The following is a 23,972-nucleotide window of genomic DNA, read 5'->3' as shown; positions in this document are numbered from 1 at the left end:
GCCCCCATCATTTCAGTTCCACGATCGTCACCCCGGTGCCGCCTTCATTCGCCTCTCCGAACCGGAAGCTTTTCACCGCCCGATGCTGCTTTAAAAACTGCTGTACTCCTTGGCGGAGCGCGCCCGTCCCTTTGCCGTGGATGATCGAAACGCGCGCATAGCCGGCGAGCACAGCATCATCCAAGTACTTCTCAAGCCGAAGGAGAGCGTCTTCGTACCGTTCGCCGCGCAAGTCAAGCTCGAGGCTCACATGGGCGTCCTTGCCTTTCACGGTCGCAATCGGCGTCACTTCTTTCGCCGGCGCGCTGCCGATATACTCCAAATCGCGTTCACGGATTTTCATTTTTAAAATGCCGAGCTGCACTTGCCATTCGTCGTCCGACACTTTTTCGATCAAATAGCCTTTTTGGTTGAGGCTCGTCACCTTCACTTCATCACCCGGCTGGAACACATGGCGTGAAGCAGCCTTTTTCGCCTTTTTCCGCTTCTCCACTTTCGGCATAGCGGCAGCGAGCCGCTTTTTCGCCTCGACGAGCTCATGCTCTTTCACTTCCGCCTGCTTTTCTTTTTGCAAGCGGCGCAGCTCTTGAATGATCCGCTCGGCTTCGCGTTCCGCGGCGCGGATGATGTCGGCTGCTTTTTGCGTTGCTTCCGCCAGCCGCTCCGCTTTTTCTTCTTCGAGCTCTTCCCATTTTTGTTCCCATTCGGCGCGCAGACGCTCAGCCTCCTCCAGCGCCGCGCGCGCCCGCGCTTCCTCTTCCTCCGCTTGCTTTTTGCTCCGTTCAAGCGACGCGATCATGTTTTCGACGTTATGGCTTTCCGCGCTCACTTGCGCTTTCGCCCGCTCGATGATGCGTTCATCAAGCCCAAGGCGGCGCGAAATATCAAAGGCGTTGCTGCGGCCGGGGATGCCGATCAACAGTTTATACGTCGGGCGGAGCGTTTCGGTGTCAAACTCGACGCTCGCATTCACGACACCGGGGCGGTTGTAGCCGTACGCTTTCAATTCGGGATAATGCGTCGTCGCCACCGTCCGCGACCCGCGCCCGTGCACTTCATCCAAGATGGCGATCGCGAGCGCCGCCCCTTCCTGCGGATCGGTGCCAGCCCCAAGCTCGTCAAACAGCACAAGGCTTTCACCATCGACATGGCGCAAAATGTCAACGATATTGACCATATGGGACGAGAACGTGCTCAAGCTTTGTTCGATCGACTGCTCGTCGCCAATATCGGCGAAAACGGAACGGAACACCGCTGCTTCCGATCCGTCGGCCGCCGGGATGAACAGCCCCGCTTGCGCCATGAGCGTCAACAAGCCGATCGTTTTTAACGTCACCGTTTTTCCGCCGGTGTTCGGCCCGGTGATGACGATCGTCGTATAGTCGCCGCCCAATTCAATATCATTGGGCACCGCCTTTTCTTGATCCAGCAGCGGATGGCGTGCCTGCAAAAAACGAAGATAGCCTCGGCTATTGACCGCTGGCTTCGCGGCTTGCAGCCGGCGGGCGTATTTCGCCTTGGCGAACGCAAAATCAAGCGCCGCAAGCGACTCAACCGCCCGCGCAAGCGGCTCGGCCTGCTCAGCGACTTTTGCCGAAAGTTCGCGCAAAATGCGTTCGATTTCTTGCTTTTCTTTCGCCCGCGCTTCGCGGAGCGCGTTGTTCAACTCGACGACCGCCTGCGGTTCAATAAACAGCGTCGCCCCGGACGCTGACTGGTCGTGGACGATGCCGCCGTAGGCGCCGCGATACTCTTGTTTCACCGGGATGACATATCGGTCATTGCGGATCGTAATGATGGCGTCCGACAGCCGCTTTTGCGCCGACGGCGAGCGGATGATGTTCTCGAGTTTCTCGCGGATGCGCGCTTCCACTGACCGAATTTGCCCGCGCAGCGAGCGGAGGCGGTCGCTTGCGGCATCCAGCACTTCGCCATGGTCATCGATCGAGCGGCGAACGTCATGCTCGAGTTCCGGCGCTTCAGCCAATGTGTCCGCATAACGGAAAAGCCGCTCAAGTCCGCCATGCTCGTCATAGAGACCCGCGATCAGCCGCTTCATTTGCCGGCTTGCGGCCGAGGTGGCCGCCACTTCAAGCAGCTCTTGCGGGCTGAGCGTGCCGCCGATCGCCGCCCGCTTGAGATGCGGACGGATGTCGACTACTCCGTCAAGCGGCACATAGCCAGCAAGCCGCAAAACAGCGGCGGCTTCATCCGTTTCGTCAAGCCAAGCGGCCACCTCCTCCAAGTCAGAAGACGGCATGAGAGCGTCGATTTTTTCCAAACCGAGCGGCGAGGACGCATGCTCAGCCAACTGCTCTTTCACTTTATCAAACTCCAAGGTGTGAAGCACTTTTGGTTGCACGTATCTGACCCCCAGCTGATTCATTTCTTTCGTTTGTCGTGCAAAAACTGTTGCAGCTTTTCAAGCGGCCATGTGTTGATGACCGTTTCCTTATGGATCCAACCTTTTCTTGCCGTCGCTACGCCGATCGCCATATCCTCGAGCATGTCCAAATGGTGGGCGTCCGTGTTAATGGCAATATACGCCCCCGCTTCCTCGGCTTTTTTCACGTAGGCCGCCGACAAGTCGAGCCGGTTTGGGTTGGCGTTTAACTCAAGCACCGTGTTCGTCTCCGCCGCCAGCTCGATGAGCCGCTCGATATCGACGTCATAGCCGTCGCGCTGGCCGATCAGCCGCCCGGTCGGGTGGGCAATGACATCGACGTACGGGTGGCGAAGCGCCGCCTCCAACCGTTTCATGATCGTCTCGCGCGGCTGTTTGAACGCAGAGTGAATGGCGGCGATGACAAAATCAAGCTCCTTGAGCACGTCATCGTCGTAATCGAGCGTCCCGTCCGGCAAAATATCCATCTCAATGCCGGCCAAAATCGTAAAATCCGAATAGCGCGCGTTCAGCCGTTCGATTTCCTCGCGCTGGCGCCGCAATCGATCCGGGGTCAAGCCGTTGGCCACTTTCAAATAGTGCGAATGGTCGGTGATGGCGATATACCGGTAGCCGCGGCGGCGGCACGCCTCAGCGAGCTCCGCAAGCGAACACGACCCGTCGCTCCACGCCGAATGCATATGCAAATCGCCTTGAATGTCTTCAAGGCGCACAAGCGGCCGATCAGCGGAAAACCGCTCGATTTCCGTGCCATCTTCACGCAGCTCCGGTGGAATGTGCGGCAGCCCGAAATGGGCGTAAAACGCCGCTTCATTCGGGAACGTTTTCACTTCGCCTGTCGCTTCGTCTTCCACGCCGTATTCGCTGATTTTCTCGCCGCGCTCTTTGGCGAGCTGGCGCATGCGCACGTTATGCTCCTTCGATCCGGTGAAATGATGAAGCGCGGTCGCAAACTCGTCCTCGCCGACGAGACGGAAATCAGCCGCAATTTCATCATCATACTGAAAAAGAAGCGACACTTTCGTCTCCCCAGCGGCGAGCACTTCGCGGATGCGCTCAAAGCCGAGCAGCCCGTCGCGCACCTCGGCCGGACGATCGGTAGCGATGACATAATCCAAATCTTTCACCGTTTCGTTCAAGCGCCGCAAGCTGCCGGCCCGCGAGAAGCGAATCACGCCATCAAGACAAGCGAGCTGGCGTTCAATGTCCGCCGCGATCGCGAGCACCCGGGCGAGCGGCAGCCGCTCGGGGCGTTTGCCTGCCTTTTCAATGGCCGCAAGCAGCTTTTCTTCCGTTTTCGCGCCAAAACCGGCAAGCGCGCGCACTTTTCCAGCCAAGCACGCTTCTTTCAATCCGTCCATATCGACAATGCCAAGCTCCTGATGCAGCTTGGCGATTTTTTTGCCGCCAAGCCCCGGCAGTTTGAGCAAGGCGAGCAGCGTCTCCGGAACATCGCGTTTTAGTTCATTCAGCACCGACGACGAGCCGCTCTTGATAAATTCGGTGATGATCGCCGCTGTGCTTTTGCCGATGCCAGGGATGGCGGTAAAGTCGCTAATTTCCGCGAGGCTCCTCTCATCCGCCTCCAACGCGCTTGCCGCCTTGCGGAATGCGTTCACTTTAAACGGATTCTCCCCTTTGATTTCCAAATATAACGCAATCGTTTCCAACAGGCGGATGACATCTTTTTTGTTTATGTCCATGCCGTCCCCTCTCTTTCCAACATCACGGCCACATTCCAGCAAACATAGTCATGAATCGGTGAAAGCGTTTGTCGTCCTTCAAGCAGGTCATCAGACGCGGCCATGAATCCACCAGTTGCCAAGCATCTCCGACAACACCGGCGTATGTTTCACAATCACGGTCGCCATGAGCGAATGCTGCAGCTGCTCCTGCACGCTGTCAATCGGCACGAGCGCCCCGATATACAAAAACAAAAAGACGAGCAAATACACTTCCGCAAATCCGAGCGCCGCCCCCGCCAGACGGTTGACGCTGCGCAACAGCGGCAGCTGGGCGACGAAATCGAGCATCGAGCCGACGATTTGAAGCACGATTTTCACCACAAAAAATAAAAGTGCAAAGGAAATCGCCCGATAATAGGCATCGTCTAAATGGGTGCTCTGAAACAGCAGCTTCATCGTCTCCGGATCGCCGAACGTCGGATATGGAATCCAAAGGCGCAATGTCGGTACAAACCGCTCATAATACTGATAAGCAACGAAAAAGGCAATGAAAAACCCGGCCATATGAATGAATTGGAGAATAAAGCCGCGCTTCAGCCCGATCATCGCCCCCAGCAACAGGACAAACAGCAGCACGACATCAATCATCGCGTTCCCCATCCTTCTCCTTCTTCAGCTGTTCACGAAGCCGGTTGTATTCTTCCTTTAACTTCAAATACTCACTGGCAATATTGACGGCCGTCAAAACGGCCAGTTTCGGCACATCGAGCATCGGATTTTTCTCACTGAATTCATGCATTTTATCGTCAACGAACGCCGCCACGAGCCGGATATGGGCTGGGCTTTCCGCGCCGACGATCGTGTAGTCTTGACCATAGATGCGGACGCTCACCCGCGTTTTTGGCTGTCCTGTCAAACTTTCTCCCCCATTTCGCAAAATCCTACTGTTTATCATATCATGAACGCTGGTATAATGGAAAGATGCGACACACAGCGACGATAGAGAAGATAAAGGAGCGATCGAACGTTGTCAAACTATGTGATTCAAGCCGATCAACAGCTGCTTGACGCCTTGCGCGCCCACTACCAAGACGCCTTATCCGACCGGCTTCCGGCCGGAGCGTTGTTTGCCGTCAAGCGCCCGGATGTCGTCATCACCGCCTACCGCTCAGGCAAAGTGCTGTTTCAAGGGAAAGCGGCGGAGCAAGAAGCAGGGAAATGGATGGTGAAGAGGGGGACTGATCCAGGCAAACGACAGGAGAGAGAGACCGCCTCGCCCCCATTGGAACATAGGCTCGAGAAGCTTTCTGCCATCGGTTCGGATGAAGTCGGCACCGGGGACTATTTCGGCCCGATCGTCGTCGCCGCCGCCTACGTTGATCGGTCGCATATCGCCAAAATCGCGGCGCTTGGCGTGAAAGATTCGAAGCAACTAACGGACGAGGCGATCCACAAAATCGCCCCCGCCATCATGGAAACGGCGCCGTATGCCGTCACTGTGCTTGATAACGCCGAATACAACCGCTGGCAGCGAAGCGGAATGCCGCAGACGAAAATGAAGGCGCTGCTTCACAACCGGACGCTCGCGAAACTTGTTGACGCCATCGCGCCCATCGAACCAGAAGCGATCATCATCGATCAGTTTTTAGAACGCGGCTCGTATTTCCGCTGCCTCGCTGATGAAACGCGCATCGTAAGCGATCGGGTGCATTGCCTGCCAAAAGCAGAAAGCGTGCACGTGGCTGTCGCCGCCGCCTCGATCATCGCCCGCTATGTGTTTTTAGAAGAGATGGAGCGATTATCCCGCACCGTCGGCCTTTTGCTCCCGAAAGGCGCCGGCGCCATCGTTGACGAAGCCGCAGCCCGGATCATCCGCGAGCGAGGAGCTGAAGCACTTGAGACGTGCGCCAAGCTTCATTTTGCCAATACGAAAAAGGCGCTTGACATCGCCAAGCACCGGTAATTGTTTCAATCACATCCATGGGAAACGGCAGCGTTGGCTCCGTTGCACAGGTCGACCCGTAGTAACTGAACGACACCGTTTCCCATCCTTTCCACATGTTTCGTTTTACGTTATGAAGAAAATGGCTTTTCATCCGCAAACAACCAAAAGGCTGTCCCCACCCAGCCTAGTGAGCCGGGATCATTAGACGGCCTATTCTGCCGCGCCATCGATGGCCTTCGATTTTTCCGTTGCTCGTACAAAATAATCCATTCCAGCAGAACGTGAATGAATTGTAATCCCGATACGGTACGTCAAAATATCCCTTATCTTCATCAGTCGTCCGGGATGCCGCCCCATTAAGCACTGTCAGTTCTTCGGAATTTTGTTTTGGTGTAAAAAATCGATTGCAGCTTCACTACCTTACCATGACAGATGAAAGTCCAAAAACGCTTACGATATCAATACATAAAAATGGTTTGCTAACTGGTGGTCGACAACATACGTGGTGAACCGAAAAGAGTTCTCCACAAACTCTTGACTGACCGGGATTCATTTCCGGACAACGGCCAGAAAATCGTGCCAAAAAAACAAGACGCGCCAAAAAAGCAGCGTCTTGTCACAAGTTCAGCTGATATCGCTCACGCCAGTTCTTCCAGCGCGGCGACGACTTTCTCCGCCGTGCTTCGGCTTGATTGCGGGTTTTGCCCAGTGATCAAGTTGCCGTCGCGCACCGAGAAATCGGTCCACTTCTCGCCGCGGACGAAATTCGCCCCGCGCAGGCGCAAGGTGGACTCCAACAAAAACGGTATATGGACGTCAAGCCCGACTTCGCGTTCTTCTTCGTCTGTAAACGACGTGATCGTTTTTCCTTTCACAATCGGCGTACCGTCTTTGTATGTGGCGTTCACCAGCCCTGACGGACCGTGGCAGACAGCGGCGATGATCCGGCCGCCTTCGGCAAACTGCTGCAAGACGTATTGCAGCGTTTCATTGTCGGGAAAATCGAACATCGTCCCGTGTCCACCGGGAAGGAAAATGGCGTCAAACCCGTGTGCATCGTCTTTGCTTAAGCGCGCTGTATGTTTCAGCGCTGCTTCCGCCTCGGCCCAAGACGGGTCTTTTTCATTGATGCTGCGCGGGTCAAGCGGCACATCACCGCCTTGAATGCTCGCCACTTTCACGTCATACCCTTTTTCTTTAAACACCAAATACGGCACGGCAAACTCTTCAAGCCAAAGCCCGGTTTTATGGTCGTCGGTGATCGTCGTATGGTTCGTCACCACCATGAGCACTCGTTTCGTCATGGCGTCATTCCTCCTTTAGGTTCTGGAATGTTCTCTATCACTCATCATACCTTTACATTGGGCAAAAACGGAAAAAATATGCTCGTGAAATAGAATCATGATTGAGGGGAATGAATCACTGGAAGATGATCAAGCAACACGAATAGAACATATATTCTCTCGATTAGAAGGACGACATCCTTTCCGTTCTCCCTAAAAAAGAACGCCGCTTCCTGGATCTCGGGAAGCGGCGATGGCCCGCCTTCTCAACTAATTTTTTGTTGTTCCAGTCCGTCCGCTTCACTCACCGGTTGCCGAAACGGCCACCAGTTCGCGCGGCCGAACGTGCGGACCATGACCGGGACGAAAAGCGGCAGGACGACGAGGGCGTAAAGCAGGAGCCCTGTCAGCACAATCGTCGCAATTTGCAAAAGCGACAAGACGCCGGACGGATACATCGCGGCGAACGTTCCGCCTAAAATGACGGCGGCCGAGATGATGACCGTCCCCATATGGCCCATCGCCGACAGCATCGCTTCCTTCACCGGCCGGCCGCGGTATTCGTTGAACCGATCCATCAGGAAGATGCTGTAGTCGATGCCGAGCGCCAAAAGCAGCACAAAGGCGAAGAACGACACCGCCCAGTTCAAGCCGGCATAGCCAAGGCCGTTGACGAAAATGAGCTCGGTGACGGCCATCGACGTGTAATACGTCAACACGAGCGACAAGATCAAATAAAGCGGCATGATCAGCGAACGGAGCAGCACCGCCAACACGATGGCGATGCCAATGAGCATAAGCACCGCGGTATGCCGATAGTCGGCGTTCGAAATCGCCTGCAAATCGGCGTACGTGCTGGTGACGCCGCCGACAGCGATCGTCGCGTCTTCCCACTTCGTTCCTTTCACTGCCCGTTCGGCCGCGGCGCGAATGTCATCGATGCGGCCGAGCGCCGATGTTGAATACGGATTTTCTTTTAAAACGACGTCGAACGTCACGATGTGGCGGTCTTTCGACATATACGCGTCTTTCGCCTGCGCAAAGTCTTTGCTTTCGCGCGCCTCTTTCGGCATGTGCCAGCCGGCCATTTCTTTCTCCGGGGCCGATGACAAATCGGCTAAATACGTTTCCGCCGTTCCGAGGCCGTCCGCCACTTTTTGAAGGCCGGACGCGCTTTGGTCCAAGCCATTTACAAGCTGGCCGAGCTGGCCGCCAAGCGCGGAGAAATGCTCAAGCAATTGGCGCTGGCCGCCGTTCACTTGCTCAAGCCCTCGGGAGAATTGCGGCAATTTGTCAACCGCCTGTTTCTGGCCGTCGGCCGCTTTCGTCAATCCGGCTTCGAGCTCACTAAGCCCGGCAATGACTTGATCCAAGCCGCCGTTGACCGCCGCTTGACCAGCCGCGAGTTGGGCGAACGATTCGTTCGCTTTCGCCAAACCGGCGCGCGCCTGCTCAAGCGCCCCGTTCAATTGCGTGAGGCCGTCCGCCATTTGTTTCGTCTGGCCGGACAAGGCGGCAACCGTCATTTTTGCTTGTTGGTATTGCCCATCTTGACGGAGTTCCGGATGCGACTGTTCGACTTGCCCGAGCATCGTCTGCACGGCGGCAAGCTGAGCGGCGACAGCTTTTAATCCCGCTTCGATTTGCCGGTACTGGCCGCTTAGCGCCGACAGTCCTTGTTCCGCCTGCTTGTAGCCGTCAAGCAGCTGCGTGGCGCCTTCCTGCAGCTTTTTTGCATTGTCGCGAAGCGTCACTAAGCCGTTTTTCAGCTCACCGGCGCCCATTGCTCCCCGGCGCACCCCTTGTTCAATTTGACTGAGACCGGTTTGCAGCTGGCGCAGGCCGTCTTCAAGCCGCTCCGTTCCGGAGATGAGCTGGCCGACGCCGGATGACGCCTGCTTCAGCTGCGGAGCGGACGAGGACAACTTTTGGCTTGCCGCCTCAAGGCCGGAGCCGATTTTCTCAATGCCCTCTTTGCCGGCGCCAAGGCCGCTTTTCAGCTGTTTCGCCTGTTCGGTGACATACAGCTCCTGAATCGGCTCTCCCGTCGGACGCGTCGCCGAGCGGACGCTCGCCACGCCATCAACTTTTTCGATCTCACGGCTCATTTTCTCAATCAACGCCAGCCCTTCTTCCGAATCAAGCGGCTCTTTGCTTTTCAATACCACCTGCGTCGGCATGGCATCTCCCGGATTGAAATGATCGGCAATGATGTCAAACGCTTTGACGGAACGATAATGATCGCCGATCTCTTCCATGGAATCAAACGACAGTTTGCCATCATACGTCGCCAACACCGGCACGGTCACGACGGCGACAATCGCCAGCGCCAAAAGCGGACGGGCGAACGCAAATCGGCCAGCCGCGAGCCAAAGCCGGCTTTGCCCATGCTCGAGCTTCCCCCGCACCGGCCAAAACAGCTTCTCGCCAAGCACGGCCATGAAAAACGGCACAAGCGTCACGAGCGCCAAAAGCAGCACCGCTACCCCAACGGCGACGGCCGCCGCCGATTGGTACAGCTTAAACGTCGACAAACCGATCGCCGCAAAGCCGATCATGACGGCAATGCCGCTTGCGGCCACCGTTTTCCCAGCCGTCCGGTACGTGGCGACGATCGCTTCCACCCGATCGCCGCGTTTCGCCAGTTCTTCTTTAAACCGGCTCAGCAACAAAATGCAATAGTCGGTCCCAATGCCAAACAACACCGCGACTAAAAACGTTTGCGTGAACGTCGACAGCGGGAAATTCACTTTATCTACTAAAAACGCAACGACCGACTGCGAGACGACATACGTCGCCCCGACCGCGAGCAGCGGAATGAGCGGCGCCACCGGCGAGCGGAACACGGCGAGCAACACAATTAAAATAAAGACGACCGTGATCCCTTCCGTTTTCTTCACGCCTTCCTGCGAGCTCGTCACGACATCTTCATCGATCATCCAGCCGCCGGTGAAATAATGCTCGACCTTGACGCCATCGACCGCTTTATACAGGGCGTCGGTCAATTGCTTCGCCGTCCGCCCGGCCGGGTCGATGCTGACGGAAATGAGCATCGTCGTTCCATCTTTGGAGATGAGTTCTTTTTCCAACTCCCGGCTGGCAAACGGCGAGACGATGTTCGTGACATGAAGTTCCTCTTTTTTCTTTTCGAGCGCGTTTACCGCCCGTTCAATCTCTTTTTTATCGCCCGCCGTCAGCCCGCCTTTTTGGTAAAAGACAAGCACCGCGGATCGTTCATTTTGTTTGTTTTCCTGGACGTTTGCCTCTTTGATCAATTTTGCCGCCAATGACGACGAGTAGCCGTCCGGCACGCTCAGCTGCCCTTTTTCCCTGACAAGCTCGCCCATGTTCGGCGCGGTCATCATGAGCACCGCCGCCATGATGATCCACGCCGCAAGCACAAACCATCTTCCTTTGATCATCGCCCTCATTTCGCTTCTTCCACCTCCTGCAGCACGCGGGCCAACCGTTCATACGTACGGATGAACGTTTCGATCTCCTCCTCTGGAAAGCGGGCGATCACTTCTTCGACGAGCCGATAGACGCTGCGGTCCATTTCCTCTACCCATGCTTCCCCCTGCTCCGTCAGCGATAAGACGATGACGCGCCGGTCGTTCTCGTCACGGTCGCGGCGCAGCCAGCCTTTGTCGACGAGGCGATTTGTCATCGCCGTCACCGCGCTTTTGTTCACGCCAAACATCGCAGCGAGCTCCGTTGACGTGCACGCCCCCCGCCTGCGGATGTAGCGAAGCAAATAATATTGATCGTGCGTCATCTCTTCGCAAAGACTGCCTTTGACAAGCGCCGCTCCGCGTTTCATCACGAGAAACGACACGGACAAATAGCGGTCAATCCACTCATCGATGTTTCGTCCCGGCATTGATTCACCTCCGTTTGTTTCATGATTGCACAATCAACCAGATGCTCTCTTGCACGGCGGCATTTGTCCATTTAGTTCAACTGTTGAACTATTAGTAACGATACCAAGGAAAAAAGAAAAAGTCAACGAGGAATGTTGGCAAAAGAGAACCCATTCTGTCGCCCCATTCGAATAATAAGGAAATGTTTTCAAAACGATTACATGGCATTCACGAACACTTAACATCCAGCTTGTACGATAAAGATGACAAAATCATCTGAAGAGGGAGAGGAGAACGATGTTCCAATCGAAACGCCGCACGGCTTTGCTCATCGCCGTGCTGAGCGCCGGACTGGCGCTGCATCAAGCCGGACAAGATGCATGGGCCGCCCCAGCGAAACAATCGAAGCCGCCTGAAGTGAAAAATGTCGTCCTTTTTGTCGGCGACGGCATGGGCACAGCGCATCGCAACGCCATTCGCCTTGCCACAAAAGGGATCGCTGGAGAATTGGAGATGGACGATATGCCATACAGCGGGCTTGTCCATACGAACTCCGCCGACTCGAAGTCATTCATCACCGACTCCGCTGCGGCGGCGACCGCGATCGCCTCAGGCGTGAAAACGTACAACGGCGCCATCTCTGTTGATCTGCAAGGAAAACCGGTGGAAACAATTTTGGAACAAGCAAAAAAAGCCGGCAAGGCAACAGGGCTTGTCACGACCGCCCAAGTGACGGACGCCACGCCGGCTGCGTTTGCCGCCCACACCGCCAATCGCTCTGCCCAAAGCGACATCGCCAAGCAATACATCGAACAAACGAAAGTGGATGTCATTTTGGGCGGCGGGGAAGATTACTGGTATCCTGCTGGAAATCCTGGCTATTACCCCGACCATCCAGCCGAAGATCCGGAAGAAGCAAGCAAAGGCACGCAAGGAAACTTGGTTGAACACGCCAAGCAGCTCGGCTACACGTACGTCCGCACCGCCGATGAGCTGAAACAAGCGTCCGGCCGCAAGCTGCTTGGACTGTTTGCCAACGAAGAAATGTTCCAGCAGCGCCCCGAAGGAGAAGGAGATGTGTACAATCCCGTTGTGCCGCTGCCCGATATGACAAAAAAAGCGCTTAACGTGCTGTCGCAAAATAAAAAGGGCTTTTTCCTCGTTGTCGAAGAAGAAGCCATTGATGAAATGAGCCATGAAAACAACGGATCGCTCATGATCAAAGCGGGCCAGCAGCTTGACGAAGCGGTCGCCGTAGCGAAACAGTACGCCAAGCGCCATCGGGATACGCTCGTCCTCGTGCTCGCCGACCATGAATGCGGCGGCTTGACGATCGAAACGCCGGGCGGCGCCGATGAGTCGGGAGACGGCAAGACGATTTCCGGCGAAGACGGCCCGTTTGCCATCGCTGGTTCTTCGCAAACGTTCGCCCTCGACTGGACGACAACGGGCCACACCGCCGCCGATGTGCCGCTGACCGCCATGGGCCCGGGGGCGGAGCGGTTCACCGGCGTGTACGAGAATACACGCATTCATGATATTCTTGAAGAATTATTGTTTGGAAAAAGCAAAAGATAACGCCATCCGTGTTTCGGTCGTTGTCCTTCATCGATCTCCGTTTCCCCGCGAACGAATCGTTTGCGGGGAAGATTTTTCTATCCATTCATCCATACTGATTGCCTAGAAGGGCGGTGAAAAAACAATCATTCCTGCAAATCGGTCATTTTTGATCAAAGAGAAAAACAGATTTTACAAGGCTTATCAAATTGAAAAACACTGTTGTTGATTCACATTTTTCATTCAATCACCAGCCCTCTAAAAGCAAGCCAAGAACGTTCTTTTTCACAATCAACTAATTAAGAAACAATGCTTGTTTTTCGGCGCTGCGGTCACCGCCCCACGTGATAGCCAAGCCACGCGAGCCAAACGCCACACAAATACGTAGCCGCCAAATAAACGACCACCTTCGCCCATTGGCGCTGCTGCATCATTTGCACGCTTTCCCATTTCAACGTCGAAAACGTCGTGAACGCGCCCATAAAGCCCGTGCCGACAAGCAGCTTCGTCGCATCGGCGGCGCCGCTTCCGGCGAGCCAGCCAAGCAAAAAGGACCCAAGCAAGTTGACAATGAGCGTCCCTATGGGAAAACGCGGCGAACGCCGAGCCGCCCAGCGGCTGACGAGATAGCGGGCCATGGCGCCGAAAAAACCGCCGATCGCCACAAACAGCGGTGCGTACATTATCCAATCCCTTCCTTCCGTTCCGGTTGAGCGGCGGCATATCCAGCCCATGAGGCGAGCAACCCGCCAAACAGGCTGGCAGCGATATAAACGGCCGCCATGCCAAAGCGCCCTTGTTCCATCAATTCCACACATTCAACGCTAAGCGTCGAAAACGTCGTATACGAACCGACGAACCCGGTCGTTACGGCTGTTTTCAGCCATGGCGGCCACGCGGGGCGGCGGGTGAACATCACGGTGAACCAGCTGAGCAAAAACGAGCCTGTCCAGTTGATGAAAAGCGTCCCGAGCGGAAAGCCGCCGACGGCGGCGGCGGGAACAACCAAACCGAGGCCATAGCGGACAAGCGCGCCGATCATGCCGGCGATGCCGACAGCGAGATAGACCAATAAGGACCCCTCCTTCCAAAAATGAACAGACTCCTGCCGCTTCAATTTGCAGCAGGAGTCATCAGCCGGAAGCCGGCGGTTATGGCGAACTCCATCGCCTATTCGATTGGCATCGCCTTTATTTTACCATATATCCCCTCCCAATGGGAAGCAGATTCAACGGCTTGGTCGGAACCCGTGTTGTTCGAATATTTGGAGCGCTTGTTCGCTCGTCAAATAATCATACAACTCCCGCGCCTCCTTGAGATGTTTGCTCGTCTTGACAACACCAAGCGGATAGACGATCGGGTCGTGCATGCCGCTTGGCACGGAGGCGGCGATCTTGACTTTGTCCGACACGAGCGCGTCCGTCCGGTACACAAACCCGGCGTCGACGTTTCCGGTTTCCACGTACGTCAGCACTTGACGAACGTCTTTCGCGTAAACAAGCTTCGCTTTCACCTGCTCCCACAGCCCCGCCTTCTCCAACGTTTGTTTGGCGTACATGCCGGCCGGCACCGACTCGGGGATGCCGATCGCCACTCGTTTGGCGCGGGTGATGTCATCGAGCGACTGAATCGCCTCTTCTCCTTGTTTCGGAACGATGAGCACCAGCTCGTTGGCGAGCACGGTTTTTTCGTGTTTGGAATCGATCAGCCCTTCCTTTTTCAGTTCCTCAAATGGCTCGGCAGCCGCGGAGAAAAAGAGATCGACCGGCGCCCCTTCGGAAATTTGTTTTTGCAAGGCGCCCGACGCGCCAAAATTATATTGGATGCGGATGTTCGGGTGCTTTCGTTCAAACGCCGTTTTCGCTTCTTCCAGCGCTTCTTGCAGACTGGCCGCGGCGGAGATAGTGAGCTCCACTTTGTCCGCCGATTTCGTTTGCCCAGCCCCCTCTTTCGAACCGCTGTCGCAGCCATACAAGCCGAACAACAAGACCACCGCGACAAGCCATGCCATTTTTCGCATCTACATCCCCCTTATCTCCATTTAGATTTTTATATGTAATGATATCTAATTATAAATAATGATAAATAGTTATGAAAGAAAAAATTTTTTCACCTCCCTTTCTTTGCGCTACAATGGAAGAAAGGAGGATTGCATGATGCCGGAGCCGCAGTCATACACGATTGAAGAAATCGCTTCCTTATTAAAGGTGTCAAAACTAACGGTGTATGATTTAGTGAAAAAAGGGAAGCTGCCCGCCTTTCGCGTTGGGCGGCAAATGCGGATCACCGCGGATGATCTCAAGCGGTACATCGCCGGGCAAAAAGGGGAGGCAAGCACCGTTTCCCCCGCCGTTTCACGGCCGACCGAAACCGCTTTTCGCCCCATCATCATCAGCGGTCAAGATATGGCGCTCGATTTGCTTGGCGCCCATCTCGAGAAAGGCGGCCCTTATCAATCGCTTCGCACCTATACGAGCAGCCTCAACGGATTGATCGCTCTATACAAAGGGCAATGTGACATCGTCAGCGTGCATTTGTTTGACGGGCAAACGGGTGAGTACAACCGTCCCTATGTTGAAAAGCTGTTGACAGGCCATGCGTACATCATGGTGAACTTGATGCGCAGGCCGATCGGGTTTTACGTGCAAAAAGGCAATCCGCGCGGCATTCAAACGTGGAGCGACTTAGGAAGGAGCGACGTCGTGATCGTCAACCGGGAAAAAGGAGCGGGGGTGCGTGTGCTCTTGGATGAACAGCTGCGCCTGCATGGGCTGTCACCGTCCGCTATTCGCGGCTATGAGCGTGAGGAGACAAGCCATTTGAGCGTCGCCTCCGCGGTGGCGGCGGGTCTCGCTGATGTCGGCATCGGCACGGAAAAAGTGGCGCGAATGGCCGGCGTCGAGTTCATTCCGCTGATGAAAGAGCAGTATGATGTCGTCATGCTGCGGACGCGGGAGAACGAACCGCTCATCGCCGCCGTCTTGAACGTGCTTCGCTCCGATTTGTTCCGCACCGAACTCGAAGCGCTTGGCGGATACGATGTGTCGCAAACCGGGCAAATCATCGCCGAACGCGGCTGACAGGGCAGCACAACCGCATCTGTATCGACGCAACGAAAACGTTTACCATCTCCTTAACGGAAAAGCCGCTTGTCCATTTTTTCGACTGCCAAGGCTTGCCTCCATCACGTCTTGGCAGTCGATCCAATGCTTAGGAAAAGCGACGAATCTTAAAGCTTCAAATGGCATCTATATGCATGTTTTGGACATCAGGCGATGATTCAGCGGAACCTTCCAAATCCTATTTCCTTGCTCCGATTCTATGCCATCCATCCAAAAAAAGCTGTTCCAAAAGCGAGTCGCTTTTTGGAACAGCTTTTCGTTTTACCCGCGCAGCACCGCGCCAAATTGTTTCTCGACCGCGGCGAGCACCCGCTCGTGGACGGCGGCGACTTCTTCATCCGTGAGCGTCCGCTCCGGATCGTAGTAGCGGAGCGAGAAGGCGAGCGATTTTTTCCCGTCCGGCAGGCGGTCGCCTTTGTAGACGTCAAAGAGGGAGACGTCTTTGACAAGCGGTTTCCCGGCTTCTTCGATCGCTTGCTTGAGGGCGCCAGCTTCGACGTTTTCGTCGACGACCAAGGCGATGTCGCGCACGACGGACGGGAATCGCGGAATCGGCTCGTAGCGGATCGCTTCACTTTCGGCGTTCAACAGCTCGGCCAAGGCGAGCTCGAAGACGTACGTTTCTTTTAAATCGTACTCTTTTTGCACGGCCGGATGGAGCTGGCCGACAAAGCCGATCACCTTGCCGCCAAGCGCAATCTCCGCCGTCCGTCCCGGATGCAAATCGGCGCGCTTGGCCGGCTTGTACTCGATGCGGGCGGCGAGTCCAAACAAGTCGAACAAGCCGTCCAAAATGCCTTTGGCAACGTAAAAATCAACGGCCTTTTTCTCTCCTTGCCATAAATGGGCGTGCCATAAGCCGGTGAGAACGCCGGCAAGCCGCTCGTTTTCCGCTGGTTGGACGCCTTCTCCTTTGGACAAGTAAACAGAGCCGATTTCGTACAAGGCGACGTTCTCGACTTGGCGGGCGCGGTTGTAGCTCGCCGCTTCGAGCAGATGCGGAATCAAGCTTTGTCGAAGAACGCTCCGCTCTTCGCTCATCGGCAGCGCCAAGCGGATCGGTTCGGCCGTCTCAAGCGCAAAGCGCGTCGCTTTGTCCGGGCTCGTCAACGAATACGTGATCGCTTGGAACAAGCCGGCTCCTTCCAAATAGCGGCGGACGCGGCGGCGCTTCGCCTGGTACGGCGTGAGTCCGCCCGGTTTCGCCTCGGCCACCGGCAGCGTCGCCGGCAGGCGGTCGTAGCCGTACAAACGGGCGACTTCTTCAATGATATCTTCTTCAATTGCAATGTCGCGCCGACGCGACGGGACGTGGATCGTGAACGTTCCGTTGTCTTCCGTAAACGGAAATTGCAAGTTCGAAAGAATCGCGGCCACTTCCTCTTTCGACATTGCCGTGCCGAGGACGCCGTTGATGCGTTCGAGCGTGACCGTCACCACCACTGAGTCTTGGCGCCACACGCTCGCTTCGACGATGCCGCCGACGACCTCGCCGCCGGCGTATTCCGACATCAACGCCGCGGCGCGCTCGAGCGCTTCTTTCGTCCGCGCTGGATCGATCCCTTTTTCAAATCGGGTGCTCGCCTCGCTGCGCAGCCCGTGGTCTTTCACCGCTTGGCGGATGACCGGGCTTGTAAAGTACGCCGCTTCAATGAACACGGTCGTCGTGTCGTCGCGCACTTCCGAATTCGCCCCGCCCATCACGCCGGCTAAGGCGACCGGCTCGCGGCCGTTGGTGATGACGAGATGTTCTTCCGTCAGCTTCCGCTCGACATCATCAAGGGTGATGATCGTTTCGCCCGCTTTTGCACGGCGGACGACAATCTCCTTCGAACCGAGGCGGTCGTAGTCAAACGCATGAAGCGGCTGGCCGTACTCAAGCAAAATGTAGTTCGTAATGTCGACGACGTTGTTGTGCGGGCGAATGCCGGCCGCCATCAAACGCGCTTGCATCCAAAGAGGCGACGGGCCGATCCGGACGTTTTTCACAATCCGCCCGGCGTACAGCGGATTGTCTTCCGGCGCCTCAACGCGCACGGAAATGTATTCATGGACATGTTCGCTGTTTTCCTTGACCGCCGCTTCCGGCAGTTTTACATCGCGGCCGAGAATGGCGGCGACTTCATAGGCGACGCCGATCATGCTTAAACAATCGGCGCGGTTGGGCGTCAAGGACAGTTCAAGCACTTCGTCATGCAAGCCGAGCCACTCGATGGCATCGGCGCCGATCGGCGCGTCGCTTGGAAAGACGAAAATGCCGTCCGCGTATTCTTTCGGCACGACTTTCGTTTCGACGCCAAGCTCTTGGAGCGAACAAATCATACCGTTCGATTCTTCCCCGCGCAGCTTCGCCCGTTTGATTTTGAAATTGCCCGGCAGCACCGCCCCGACTTTGGCGACGGCGACTTTTTGCCCTTTGGCGACGTTCGGGGCGCCGCAAATGATTTGCACGGGTTCGTCCTCTCCCAAGTCGACAAGGCATTTCCGCAGTTTATCCGCGTTCGGGTGCGGCTCGCACTCGAGCACATGACCGATGACGACTCCTTTCATTCCCCGGTCAAGCGCTTCGACCCGCTCGACTTCAATGCCGCTTTTCGTAATCCGCTCCGCGAGCTCTTTGGCGGTGATGCCCGTCAAATCGACGTATTCCCCTAGCCAACGGTAAGAAACGAGCATTCCCAACTCCTCCTTTTTCTGTTACACACGCAAAAATTGCCGCAAGAAACGTAGATCGTTTTGATAGAAATGGCGGATGTCATCAATGCCATACTTCAGCATCGCGATCCGCTCCGGCCCCATGCCGAACGCAAAGCCGGTGTACGTTTTCGAATCAAAACCGGCCATCTCAAGCACGTTCGGATGCACCATGCCGGCTCCTAAAATTTCGATCCAACCGGTGCCTTTGCAGACGCCGCAGCCCCGCCCTTCGCAGCGGAAGCAGGACACATCGACTTCGACCGATGGTTCCGTGAACGGGAAAAAGCTCGGCCGGAAGCGGATGTCGCGCCCTTCCCCGAACAGCTTGCGGGCAAATTCGCGCAGCGTCCCTTTCAAATCGCTCATCCGGATGTTCCGGTCAACAACCAATCCTTCAATTTGCGTAAACTGGTGCGAATGCGTCGCATCATCGGTGTCGCGGCGATACACTTTGCCCGGGCAAATGATTTTCACTGGGCCGCGCCCGCGGTGCTTTTCCATCGTCCGCGCCTGCATCGGCGACGTATGGGTGCGAAGCAAAATCTCTTCCGTGATGTAAAACGAATCTTGCATATCGCGGGCCGGATGTCCTTTCGGCAAGTTGAGCGCCTCAAAGTTGTAATAGTCGGTCTCCACTTCCGGCCCTTCGGCGACCGTATAGCCCATGCCGATAAACAAGTCTTCAATTTCTTCAATGACACGCGTCAGCGGATGCGGGTTGCCAAGACTCACAGGCCGGCCCGGCAGCGTCACATCAATCGCCTCGGCAGCCAGCTTCCGCTCCACTTCCTCCTGTTCCAGTTTCGCTTGTTTCGCTTCCAGCGCCTGTTGGATTGCCTCTCTTACTTCATTGGCAAGCGCGCCGATTTTCGGGCGCTCTTCCGGCGGCAATGCCCCCATGCCGCGCAGCACTTCGGTGATCGGCCCTTTTTTGCCTAAATAGGCGACGCGCACGTCGTTCAGCATTCTTAAGTCGCGGGCTTGGCCGATTTGTTCGAGCGCCTGGCGTTTCAGCTCGTACAGCCGTTCTTTCACATCAATCCCTCCTCATTTCAGTTGAACGCCCTCCCACTTACGCTCACGCGTAGAAGCGGGGGGCTTCTCGGTTTAAGATGATAAAAAAAACCCGCCCCGGTAAGGGACGAGTTGTTGCTCGCGGTACCACCCTTGTTAACAGCATAAGCGTGCTGTTCACTTCATTGCGATAACGGCCGAAAGCCGGAACACCTTTACATCCCTCGTCGGGATGGTCCCGGTGTCAACTCAGGAGGTGAACTTCACTTGCGTCGGCCATAAAAACGCTCCCAGTCTATGGCGTTTTCTCCCTGGATGGCGAACAGCAAGCTACTTTTCTCCGTCATCGTTGTTGTCCGTATGGGAAATTGTCGCTATTCATTATACGCAAATGAGTGGGCAAAGGCAAGGTCAGGCCGAAATTTCTTTGCGCAGCTCATCGATTTCCGCTTCCTGTTCAATCGAGCGGATGGCAAGGCGCTCCATAATTTTTTCCTGCCGCACTTGCCCTTCCTTGAGCGCGGCGACATCTTTTTTGACCCCCAACATGTCCTTTTTCATGGCATCCATGTCTTTTTTCATGGCGTCCATGTCTTTTTTCATGGCGTCCACATCACTTTGAAGGCGATCGACTTTGTCTTCGAGTTGTTTCACGCTTCCTTGCAGCTTGACGATATCCATGCGCATTTGTTCGATGTAGGCTCCTTGAACATCAAGACGCTCAAGCACCGCGTTCAACAATGCCCGCAGTTCGCCATCCATCCGTCTCCGCTCCCTTGTCCGATTGATTTTCGATTCTATTTTACCGCACCGCCCGCAAAGAATAAAGCAAAATTCCGGCCGCAACGGCGACATTCAGCGACTCGGCTTGGCCGTAAATCGGGATGTACACGTTCTCTGTCGTTAGGCGCAGCAGGTCGGGGCGGACGCCGCTTCCTTCATTGCCGACGAGCAAGGCAAACGAAGATGATGGCGGAACGGTGCGGTAATCGACGGCGTTCTCCAAGGCCGTTCCGTACACCGGAATGCCCTGCTCCTTGAAACGCGCGATCCATTGCGCCAAATCGCCTTTGACAACCGGAAGATGAAACAGCGACCCTTGCGTCGCCCGCACGACCTTCGGATTGTACACATCGGCGCACCCTTCGCCAAGGATGACAGCATCGATCCCGGCGGCATCGGCGGTGCGGATCATGGCGCCGAGATTGCCCGGATCTTGCACGGCGTCAATAAGCAAGGCGGTCTTCACGCCTTCAAGCTCGGCTGGCAACTTTCGGCACACCGCGGCGATGCCTTGCGGCGTCTCCGTGCTGCTGATCGCCCTCATCACCGCTTCGGTCACGATCACAACCGGAACACCTGTGACGTTCCAGCCGGGCGGGACAGCCGTCCGCTCATCAACGATCAGCTCGACAAGGGGCGCGTTGCTTTTTATGGCCTCTTCGACAAGATGAAACCCTTCAAGCAAAAACAATCCGGTCTCATCGCGCCCTTTTTTTGTCAGCAGCTTTTTCCATTGTTTGACGCGCGCATTTTTCGGCGATTCGATCCGCTTCACCGTTTCGTCCCCCAATGTTTGGCGATAAACTCATCGCGCCCCGAGGCGGCTCGATCTTGTTTGTAATGCTCCGGATTTTTCTTATGGTAGTTTTGATGATACTCTTCCGCCGGGTAAAACGTCGTCGCCGGCAAAATTTTCGTTACAATCGGCTTCGAGAAGCGCCCGCTTTCCTCGAGCGCCCGCTTTGACTGCTCGGCGAGCTGGCGCTGTTTTTCGTTATGGTAAAAAATCGCCGTCCGGTATTGCGGCCCGCGGTCGTGAAACTGGCCGCCGTCATCGGTCGGGTCGATTTGGCACCAATACAGCTCCAAGAGCCGCTCATACGGAAAGACGTCCGGGTCGAAGGTGATTTGCACCGCTTCGTAGTGGCCGGTCGTGCCGGTTTTCACTTGCTCGTATGTCGGATTTTCCACATGTCCCCCTGTATAGCCGGAGACGATGCCGTAAATGCCATCGAGCTCCTCAAACGGCGTCACCATGCACCAAAAGCAGCCGCCGGCGAATGTCGCTTTCTCCATTGTGTCGTCACCTCATGCATCAAGTTTCTTCCTTTGATTATAGCAAAATGTGTGCCGTTGTCATCTTTCACGACCAAAGTCAAGTTCCTTCACAAAGCCAAGCGCGTTCCGTTCCGCACGCCGGCCGCTCATGTCGCCGAGTCAAGCCGTTGTTTCATTTCGTCAAGCAAGCGGTCAAACAGCGGGATATAGGGGGTGCGAATGCGTTCATACATGTCCATGGCAGTTTCTTCATCATACGTATGGGACGTCCGGTTGCGGTCTTCGAGCATGCGAAGCCATGTCTCTCCGTCTTGAATCAACCCTTCCCGAAACGCCTCGCGAATCGTTTTCCTCGGACTCGTCACTTCAGCGTATCCCTGATGCTCCAAATAAAGTTTCATCCATTTCCATGCTAGTTCGTACGTGAATTCAAAGCGTTGAATGGTCGCATCAACAACAAGGTCATCCGTTTGGGCGTCTCTTGCGGCACTTTGCCGGAGTTTGGAGAGCGCCCGTTCGAAATCGTAAAATCGATCCATCAGCCGGCTCATTGTGACCATCACCTTCCCGTGCTCGTTCGTTTGAAAAATCGTCTTTCCTTCTTGGTCAATATTCATTTTTAGCTGTTCGTTGTGAATTTGATTGTAATCAACAACATCGATCGGATAAATGATCGGAAGTTCATCCAAGTCCGATTGCAGGAGGTACAGCGGGCCTCCCGGTTTTCGAAATTGGATCGCCAAATCGATATCCGATCCTTCCTTGTAATCGCCTCGTGCTCTTGAGCCGAACAAAATGACTTTTTCAATGACATCAGCATAACGGGAAAATAGATGGAGCAGTTGGCGAAATACCGTTCGTTCCAATCCATAGAGCGGTTTCTCGTCCATCGCCGCCATCACTCATTTCGGTCTAGTTTTTCCTCTATTATACCATATACGAGAGCCGCTCCATGTATAAATCCGCCGCCATTGGCAAACGATAACGGTGTACAATACGGCCAACGAGGTGAGACAAATGGATTTGAACTTGCGGGAAGCCATTATGCACAACGTAGCCAACAACTCGAAAGAGCAGCTGGAACATACGATCGAAGATGCGATCCAACGAGGCGAGGAAAAATATTTGCCCGGCCTCGGTGTCCTCTTTGAAGCCATTTGGACGCATGCCAATGAGCAACAAAAAGACATGATGCTCACAACACTCGAGCAGGCGGTTAAACAATGACGAACACCGGCCGAATCGGCCGGTGTTTTTATTCGTCAAACGTCAGTTGTTTCACTTTGTCGGCGTCAAGCCGTTTGATCACCTCAACAAGCAGCTTGACCGTGTTTTCGTAGTCGTCGCGGTGCAAAATGGCGGCGTGCGAGTGGATGTAGCGCGTCGGGATGGCAATCGTGAGCGACGGAACGCCGATGCCGGTTAAGTGAATCGCTCCCGCGTCCGTACCGCCGCCTGGCATGGCATCAAAATGGTACGGAATGTTGAGCTCTTCCGCCACTTCGATGACAAATTCGCGCAAGCCGCGGTGCGACACCATCGTTGCGTCGTACAAGACGATGTGCGGGCCGGCGCCGAGTTTGCCCATCGCTTCTTTTTCCGACACGCCCGGCGTGTCGCCGGCAATGCCGACGTCAACAGCAAACGCGATATCTGGCTGAATGAATTGGGCGGCCGTGCGCGCGCCGCGCAAGCCGACTTCTTCCTGCACCGTGCCGACGCCGTATACCGTGTTTGGATGGTCGACGCCTTTCAGCTGCTTGAGCACATCGATGGCGACCGCACAGCCGATCCGGTTGTCCCATGCTTTCGCGAGCAGCATTTTTTCATTGTTCAATACCGTAAATTCAAAATACGGCACGATCATATCGCCCGGGCGGACGCCCCACTCCATCGCTTCCTCGCGGCTTGTCGCGCCGATGTCGATGAACATATCTTTGATTTCCACCGGTTTTTTGCGCGCCTCCGGCGGCAGAATGTGCGGCGGCTTCGAACCGATGACGCCGGTGATGTCGCCTTTTTTCGTCACGATCGTCACGCGCTGGGCGAGCATCACTTGGCTCCACCATCCGCCAAGCGTTTGGAAGCGGATGAATCCTTTGTCGTCGATTTGCGTCACCATAAAGCCGACTTCATCCAAATGGCCGGCGATCATCACTTTCGGCCCGCCCGATTTCCCTTCTTTTTTGGCAATCAAGCTGCCGAGGCCATCCGTTGTCACTTCATCCGCATACGGAGCTATGTATGTCTTCATCACATCGCGCGCTTCCCGCTCATTGCCCGGGACGCCTTTCGCATCGGTCAGCGCTTTCAGCATCGTCAACGTTTCGTCCAACTTCGCCAT

21 protein-coding genes, 1 riboswitch and 1 other annotated feature are annotated in these 23,972 nt (G+C 55.5%); of the genes, 4 read left to right on the top strand and 17 right to left on the bottom strand.

Annotated elements, in window-relative coordinates; all coding sequences use genetic code 11:
* Positions 1 to 7: 7 nt before the first annotated feature.
* From ACVBDQ_RS05650 to zapA, 4 genes are all read right to left on the bottom strand, one after another.
* A complete protein-coding gene (locus tag ACVBDQ_RS05650) occupies positions 8 to 2,362 on the bottom strand; it encodes an endonuclease MutS2 (RefSeq protein ID WP_446663077.1) in 2,355 nt (784 codons plus the stop codon).
* Positions 2,363 to 2,382: 20 nt separating this feature from the next.
* Complete coding sequence (gene polX, locus ACVBDQ_RS05645; protein ID WP_446663076.1) at positions 2,383 to 4,107, bottom strand: DNA polymerase/3'-5' exonuclease PolX; 1,725 nt, start codon at positions 4,105 to 4,107, stop codon at positions 2,383 to 2,385.
* Between the two features lie 90 nt (positions 4,108 to 4,197).
* Positions 4,198 to 4,737 carry a CvpA family protein gene (locus ACVBDQ_RS05640; RefSeq protein ID WP_011232169.1) on the bottom strand — a complete coding sequence of 180 codons (540 nt, stop codon included), beginning with the start codon at positions 4,735 to 4,737 and terminating at the stop codon, positions 4,198 to 4,200.
* Complete coding sequence (gene zapA / locus ACVBDQ_RS05635) at positions 4,730 to 5,005, bottom strand: cell division protein ZapA (protein ID WP_011232170.1); 276 nt, start codon at positions 5,003 to 5,005, stop codon at positions 4,730 to 4,732. The genes ACVBDQ_RS05640 and zapA overlap by 8 nt, the downstream gene beginning before the upstream one ends.
* A 111-nt stretch (positions 5,006 to 5,116) precedes the next feature.
* Between zapA and rnhC the strand changes: the two genes are divergently transcribed.
* Positions 5,117 to 6,052, top strand: coding sequence for a ribonuclease HIII (gene rnhC / locus ACVBDQ_RS05630; RefSeq protein ID WP_446663075.1), 936 nt, complete (start codon positions 5,117 to 5,119; stop codon positions 6,050 to 6,052).
* A gap of 620 nt (positions 6,053 to 6,672) precedes the next feature.
* Here the strand turns inward: rnhC and ACVBDQ_RS05625 are convergent.
* From ACVBDQ_RS05625 to ACVBDQ_RS05615, 3 genes are all read right to left on the bottom strand, one after another.
* Entirely contained in the window at positions 6,673 to 7,338 is a 666-nt protein-coding gene (locus ACVBDQ_RS05625) for a type 1 glutamine amidotransferase domain-containing protein (protein ID WP_446663074.1), read from the bottom strand.
* Positions 7,339 to 7,583: 245 nt separating this feature from the next.
* Positions 7,584 to 10,748 (bottom strand): MMPL family transporter, encoded by a 3,165-nt coding sequence (locus tag ACVBDQ_RS05620; RefSeq protein ID WP_446663073.1) that lies wholly within the window; start codon positions 10,746 to 10,748, stop codon positions 7,584 to 7,586.
* A complete protein-coding gene (locus ACVBDQ_RS05615) occupies positions 10,745 to 11,197 on the bottom strand; it encodes a MarR family winged helix-turn-helix transcriptional regulator (protein ID WP_011232174.1) in 453 nt (150 codons plus the stop codon). The genes ACVBDQ_RS05620 and ACVBDQ_RS05615 overlap by 4 nt, the downstream gene beginning before the upstream one ends.
* Before the next feature lie 277 nt (positions 11,198 to 11,474).
* Here ACVBDQ_RS05615 and ACVBDQ_RS05610 point away from each other — a divergent pair, with 277 nt between their 5' ends.
* Positions 11,475 to 12,755 carry an alkaline phosphatase gene (locus tag ACVBDQ_RS05610; protein ID WP_446663072.1) on the top strand — a complete coding sequence of 427 codons (1,281 nt, stop codon included), beginning with the start codon at positions 11,475 to 11,477 and terminating at the stop codon, positions 12,753 to 12,755.
* Between the two features lie 311 nt (positions 12,756 to 13,066).
* Here ACVBDQ_RS05610 and crcB (ACVBDQ_RS05605) read toward each other — a convergent pair whose 3' ends face one another.
* The 3 genes from crcB (ACVBDQ_RS05605) to modA form a co-directional block, all read right to left on the bottom strand.
* Positions 13,067 to 13,417: a fluoride efflux transporter CrcB gene (gene crcB, locus ACVBDQ_RS05605; protein WP_047758139.1), complete on the bottom strand. Its 351-nt coding sequence runs from the start codon at positions 13,415 to 13,417 to the stop codon at positions 13,067 to 13,069.
* Positions 13,417 to 13,806, bottom strand: a complete 390-nt coding sequence (gene crcB, locus ACVBDQ_RS05600) for a fluoride efflux transporter CrcB (protein ID WP_011232177.1) — start codon at positions 13,804 to 13,806, stop codon at positions 13,417 to 13,419. The genes crcB (ACVBDQ_RS05605) and crcB (ACVBDQ_RS05600) overlap by 1 nt, the downstream gene beginning before the upstream one ends.
* Before the next feature lie 45 nt (positions 13,807 to 13,851).
* A riboswitch (Fluoride riboswitch) is annotated at positions 13,852 to 13,914 on the bottom strand.
* 48 nt (positions 13,915 to 13,962) lie between these two features.
* Positions 13,963 to 14,754 (bottom strand): molybdate ABC transporter substrate-binding protein, encoded by a 792-nt coding sequence (gene modA / locus ACVBDQ_RS05595; protein ID WP_033025967.1) that lies wholly within the window; start codon positions 14,752 to 14,754, stop codon positions 13,963 to 13,965.
* A 136-nt stretch (positions 14,755 to 14,890) separates the two neighbouring features.
* Between modA and ACVBDQ_RS05590 the strand changes: the two genes are divergently transcribed.
* A complete protein-coding gene (locus ACVBDQ_RS05590; protein WP_025039322.1) occupies positions 14,891 to 15,814 on the top strand; it encodes a helix-turn-helix transcriptional regulator in 924 nt (307 codons plus the stop codon).
* A 303-nt stretch (positions 15,815 to 16,117) separates the two neighbouring features.
* Here the strand turns inward: ACVBDQ_RS05590 and pheT are convergent, their stop codons facing one another.
* From pheT to ACVBDQ_RS05560, 6 genes are all read right to left on the bottom strand, one after another.
* A complete protein-coding gene (pheT, locus tag ACVBDQ_RS05585) occupies positions 16,118 to 18,532 on the bottom strand; it encodes a phenylalanine--tRNA ligase subunit beta (protein ID WP_025039321.1) in 2,415 nt (804 codons plus the stop codon).
* A 21-nt stretch (positions 18,533 to 18,553) separates the two neighbouring features.
* Positions 18,554 to 19,588: a phenylalanine--tRNA ligase subunit alpha gene (gene pheS / locus ACVBDQ_RS05580; protein WP_013144536.1), complete on the bottom strand. Its 1,035-nt coding sequence runs from the start codon at positions 19,586 to 19,588 to the stop codon at positions 18,554 to 18,556.
* Between the two features lie 99 nt (positions 19,589 to 19,687).
* Positions 19,688 to 19,923 (bottom strand) — a binding site (T-box leader).
* A gap of 55 nt (positions 19,924 to 19,978) precedes the next feature.
* The gene (locus tag ACVBDQ_RS05575; protein ID WP_033025969.1) at positions 19,979 to 20,329 is read right to left on the bottom strand and encodes a hypothetical protein; all 351 of its coding nucleotides are present in this window, start codon (positions 20,327 to 20,329) and stop codon (positions 19,979 to 19,981) included.
* Positions 20,330 to 20,369: 40 nt separating this feature from the next.
* Positions 20,370 to 21,125 (bottom strand): TrmH family RNA methyltransferase, encoded by a 756-nt coding sequence (locus tag ACVBDQ_RS05570; RefSeq protein ID WP_138187801.1) that lies wholly within the window; start codon positions 21,123 to 21,125, stop codon positions 20,370 to 20,372.
* Complete coding sequence (gene msrA, locus ACVBDQ_RS05565; RefSeq protein ID WP_013144533.1) at positions 21,122 to 21,646, bottom strand: peptide-methionine (S)-S-oxide reductase MsrA; 525 nt, start codon at positions 21,644 to 21,646, stop codon at positions 21,122 to 21,124. Before msrA ends, ACVBDQ_RS05570 begins: the two co-directional genes overlap by 4 nt.
* 128 nt (positions 21,647 to 21,774) lie before the next feature.
* Entirely contained in the window at positions 21,775 to 22,518 is a 744-nt protein-coding gene (locus ACVBDQ_RS05560) for an HI0074 family nucleotidyltransferase substrate-binding subunit (protein WP_033025996.1), read from the bottom strand.
* Positions 22,519 to 22,645: 127 nt separating this feature from the next.
* Between ACVBDQ_RS05560 and sspI the strand changes: the two genes are divergently transcribed.
* The gene (gene sspI / locus ACVBDQ_RS05555; protein WP_013524294.1) at positions 22,646 to 22,855 is read left to right on the top strand and encodes a small acid-soluble spore protein SspI; all 210 of its coding nucleotides are present in this window, start codon (positions 22,646 to 22,648) and stop codon (positions 22,853 to 22,855) included.
* 28 nt (positions 22,856 to 22,883) lie between these two features.
* Here sspI and ACVBDQ_RS05550 read toward each other — a convergent pair whose 3' ends face one another.
* Positions 22,884 to 23,972: a M42 family metallopeptidase gene (locus ACVBDQ_RS05550; RefSeq protein WP_011232187.1), complete on the bottom strand. Its 1,089-nt coding sequence runs from the start codon at positions 23,970 to 23,972 to the stop codon at positions 22,884 to 22,886.

Source organism: Geobacillus sp. CCR (genome assembly GCF_052906625.1).
Note: the sequence above shows the minus strand (reverse complement) of the source record. Positions and strands in the feature narration are given on the sequence as shown.

What these genes read in the sequence shown, in the direction of transcription:
- polX (WP_446663076.1), bottom strand. Translation starts at nt 4,107, where the DNA reads ATGGACATAAACAAAAAAGATGTCATCCGCCTGTTGGAAACGATTGCG.
- ACVBDQ_RS05640 (WP_011232169.1), bottom strand. Translation starts at nt 4,737, where the DNA reads ATGATTGATGTCGTGCTGCTGTTTGTCCTGTTGCTGGGGGCGATGATC.
- ACVBDQ_RS05625 (WP_446663074.1), bottom strand. Translation starts at nt 7,338, where the DNA reads ATGACGAAACGAGTGCTCATGGTGGTGACGAACCATACGACGATCACC.
- ACVBDQ_RS05620 (WP_446663073.1), bottom strand. Translation starts at nt 10,748, where the DNA reads ATGAGGGCGATGATCAAAGGAAGATGGTTTGTGCTTGCGGCGTGGATC.
- ACVBDQ_RS05615 (WP_011232174.1), bottom strand. Translation starts at nt 11,197, where the DNA reads ATGCCGGGACGAAACATCGATGAGTGGATTGACCGCTATTTGTCCGTG.
- ACVBDQ_RS05610 (WP_446663072.1), top strand. Translation starts at nt 11,475, where the DNA reads ATGTTCCAATCGAAACGCCGCACGGCTTTGCTCATCGCCGTGCTGAGC.
- crcB (WP_047758139.1), bottom strand. Translation starts at nt 13,417, where the DNA reads ATGTACGCACCGCTGTTTGTGGCGATCGGCGGTTTTTTCGGCGCCATG.
- modA (WP_033025967.1), bottom strand. Translation starts at nt 14,754, where the DNA reads ATGCGAAAAATGGCATGGCTTGTCGCGGTGGTCTTGTTGTTCGGCTTG.
- ACVBDQ_RS05590 (WP_025039322.1), top strand. Translation starts at nt 14,891, where the DNA reads ATGCCGGAGCCGCAGTCATACACGATTGAAGAAATCGCTTCCTTATTA.
- pheT (WP_025039321.1), bottom strand. Translation starts at nt 18,532, where the DNA reads ATGCTCGTTTCTTACCGTTGGCTAGGGGAATACGTCGATTTGACGGGC.
- ACVBDQ_RS05575 (WP_033025969.1), bottom strand. Translation starts at nt 20,329, where the DNA reads ATGGATGGCGAACTGCGGGCATTGTTGAACGCGGTGCTTGAGCGTCTT.
- msrA (WP_013144533.1), bottom strand. Translation starts at nt 21,646, where the DNA reads ATGGAGAAAGCGACATTCGCCGGCGGCTGCTTTTGGTGCATGGTGACG.
- ACVBDQ_RS05560 (WP_033025996.1), bottom strand. Translation starts at nt 22,518, where the DNA reads ATGGACGAGAAACCGCTCTATGGATTGGAACGAACGGTATTTCGCCAA.
- sspI (WP_013524294.1), top strand. Translation starts at nt 22,646, where the DNA reads ATGGATTTGAACTTGCGGGAAGCCATTATGCACAACGTAGCCAACAAC.
- ACVBDQ_RS05550 (WP_011232187.1), bottom strand. Translation starts at nt 23,972, where the DNA reads ATGGCGAAGTTGGACGAAACGTTGACGATGCTGAAAGCGCTGACCGAT.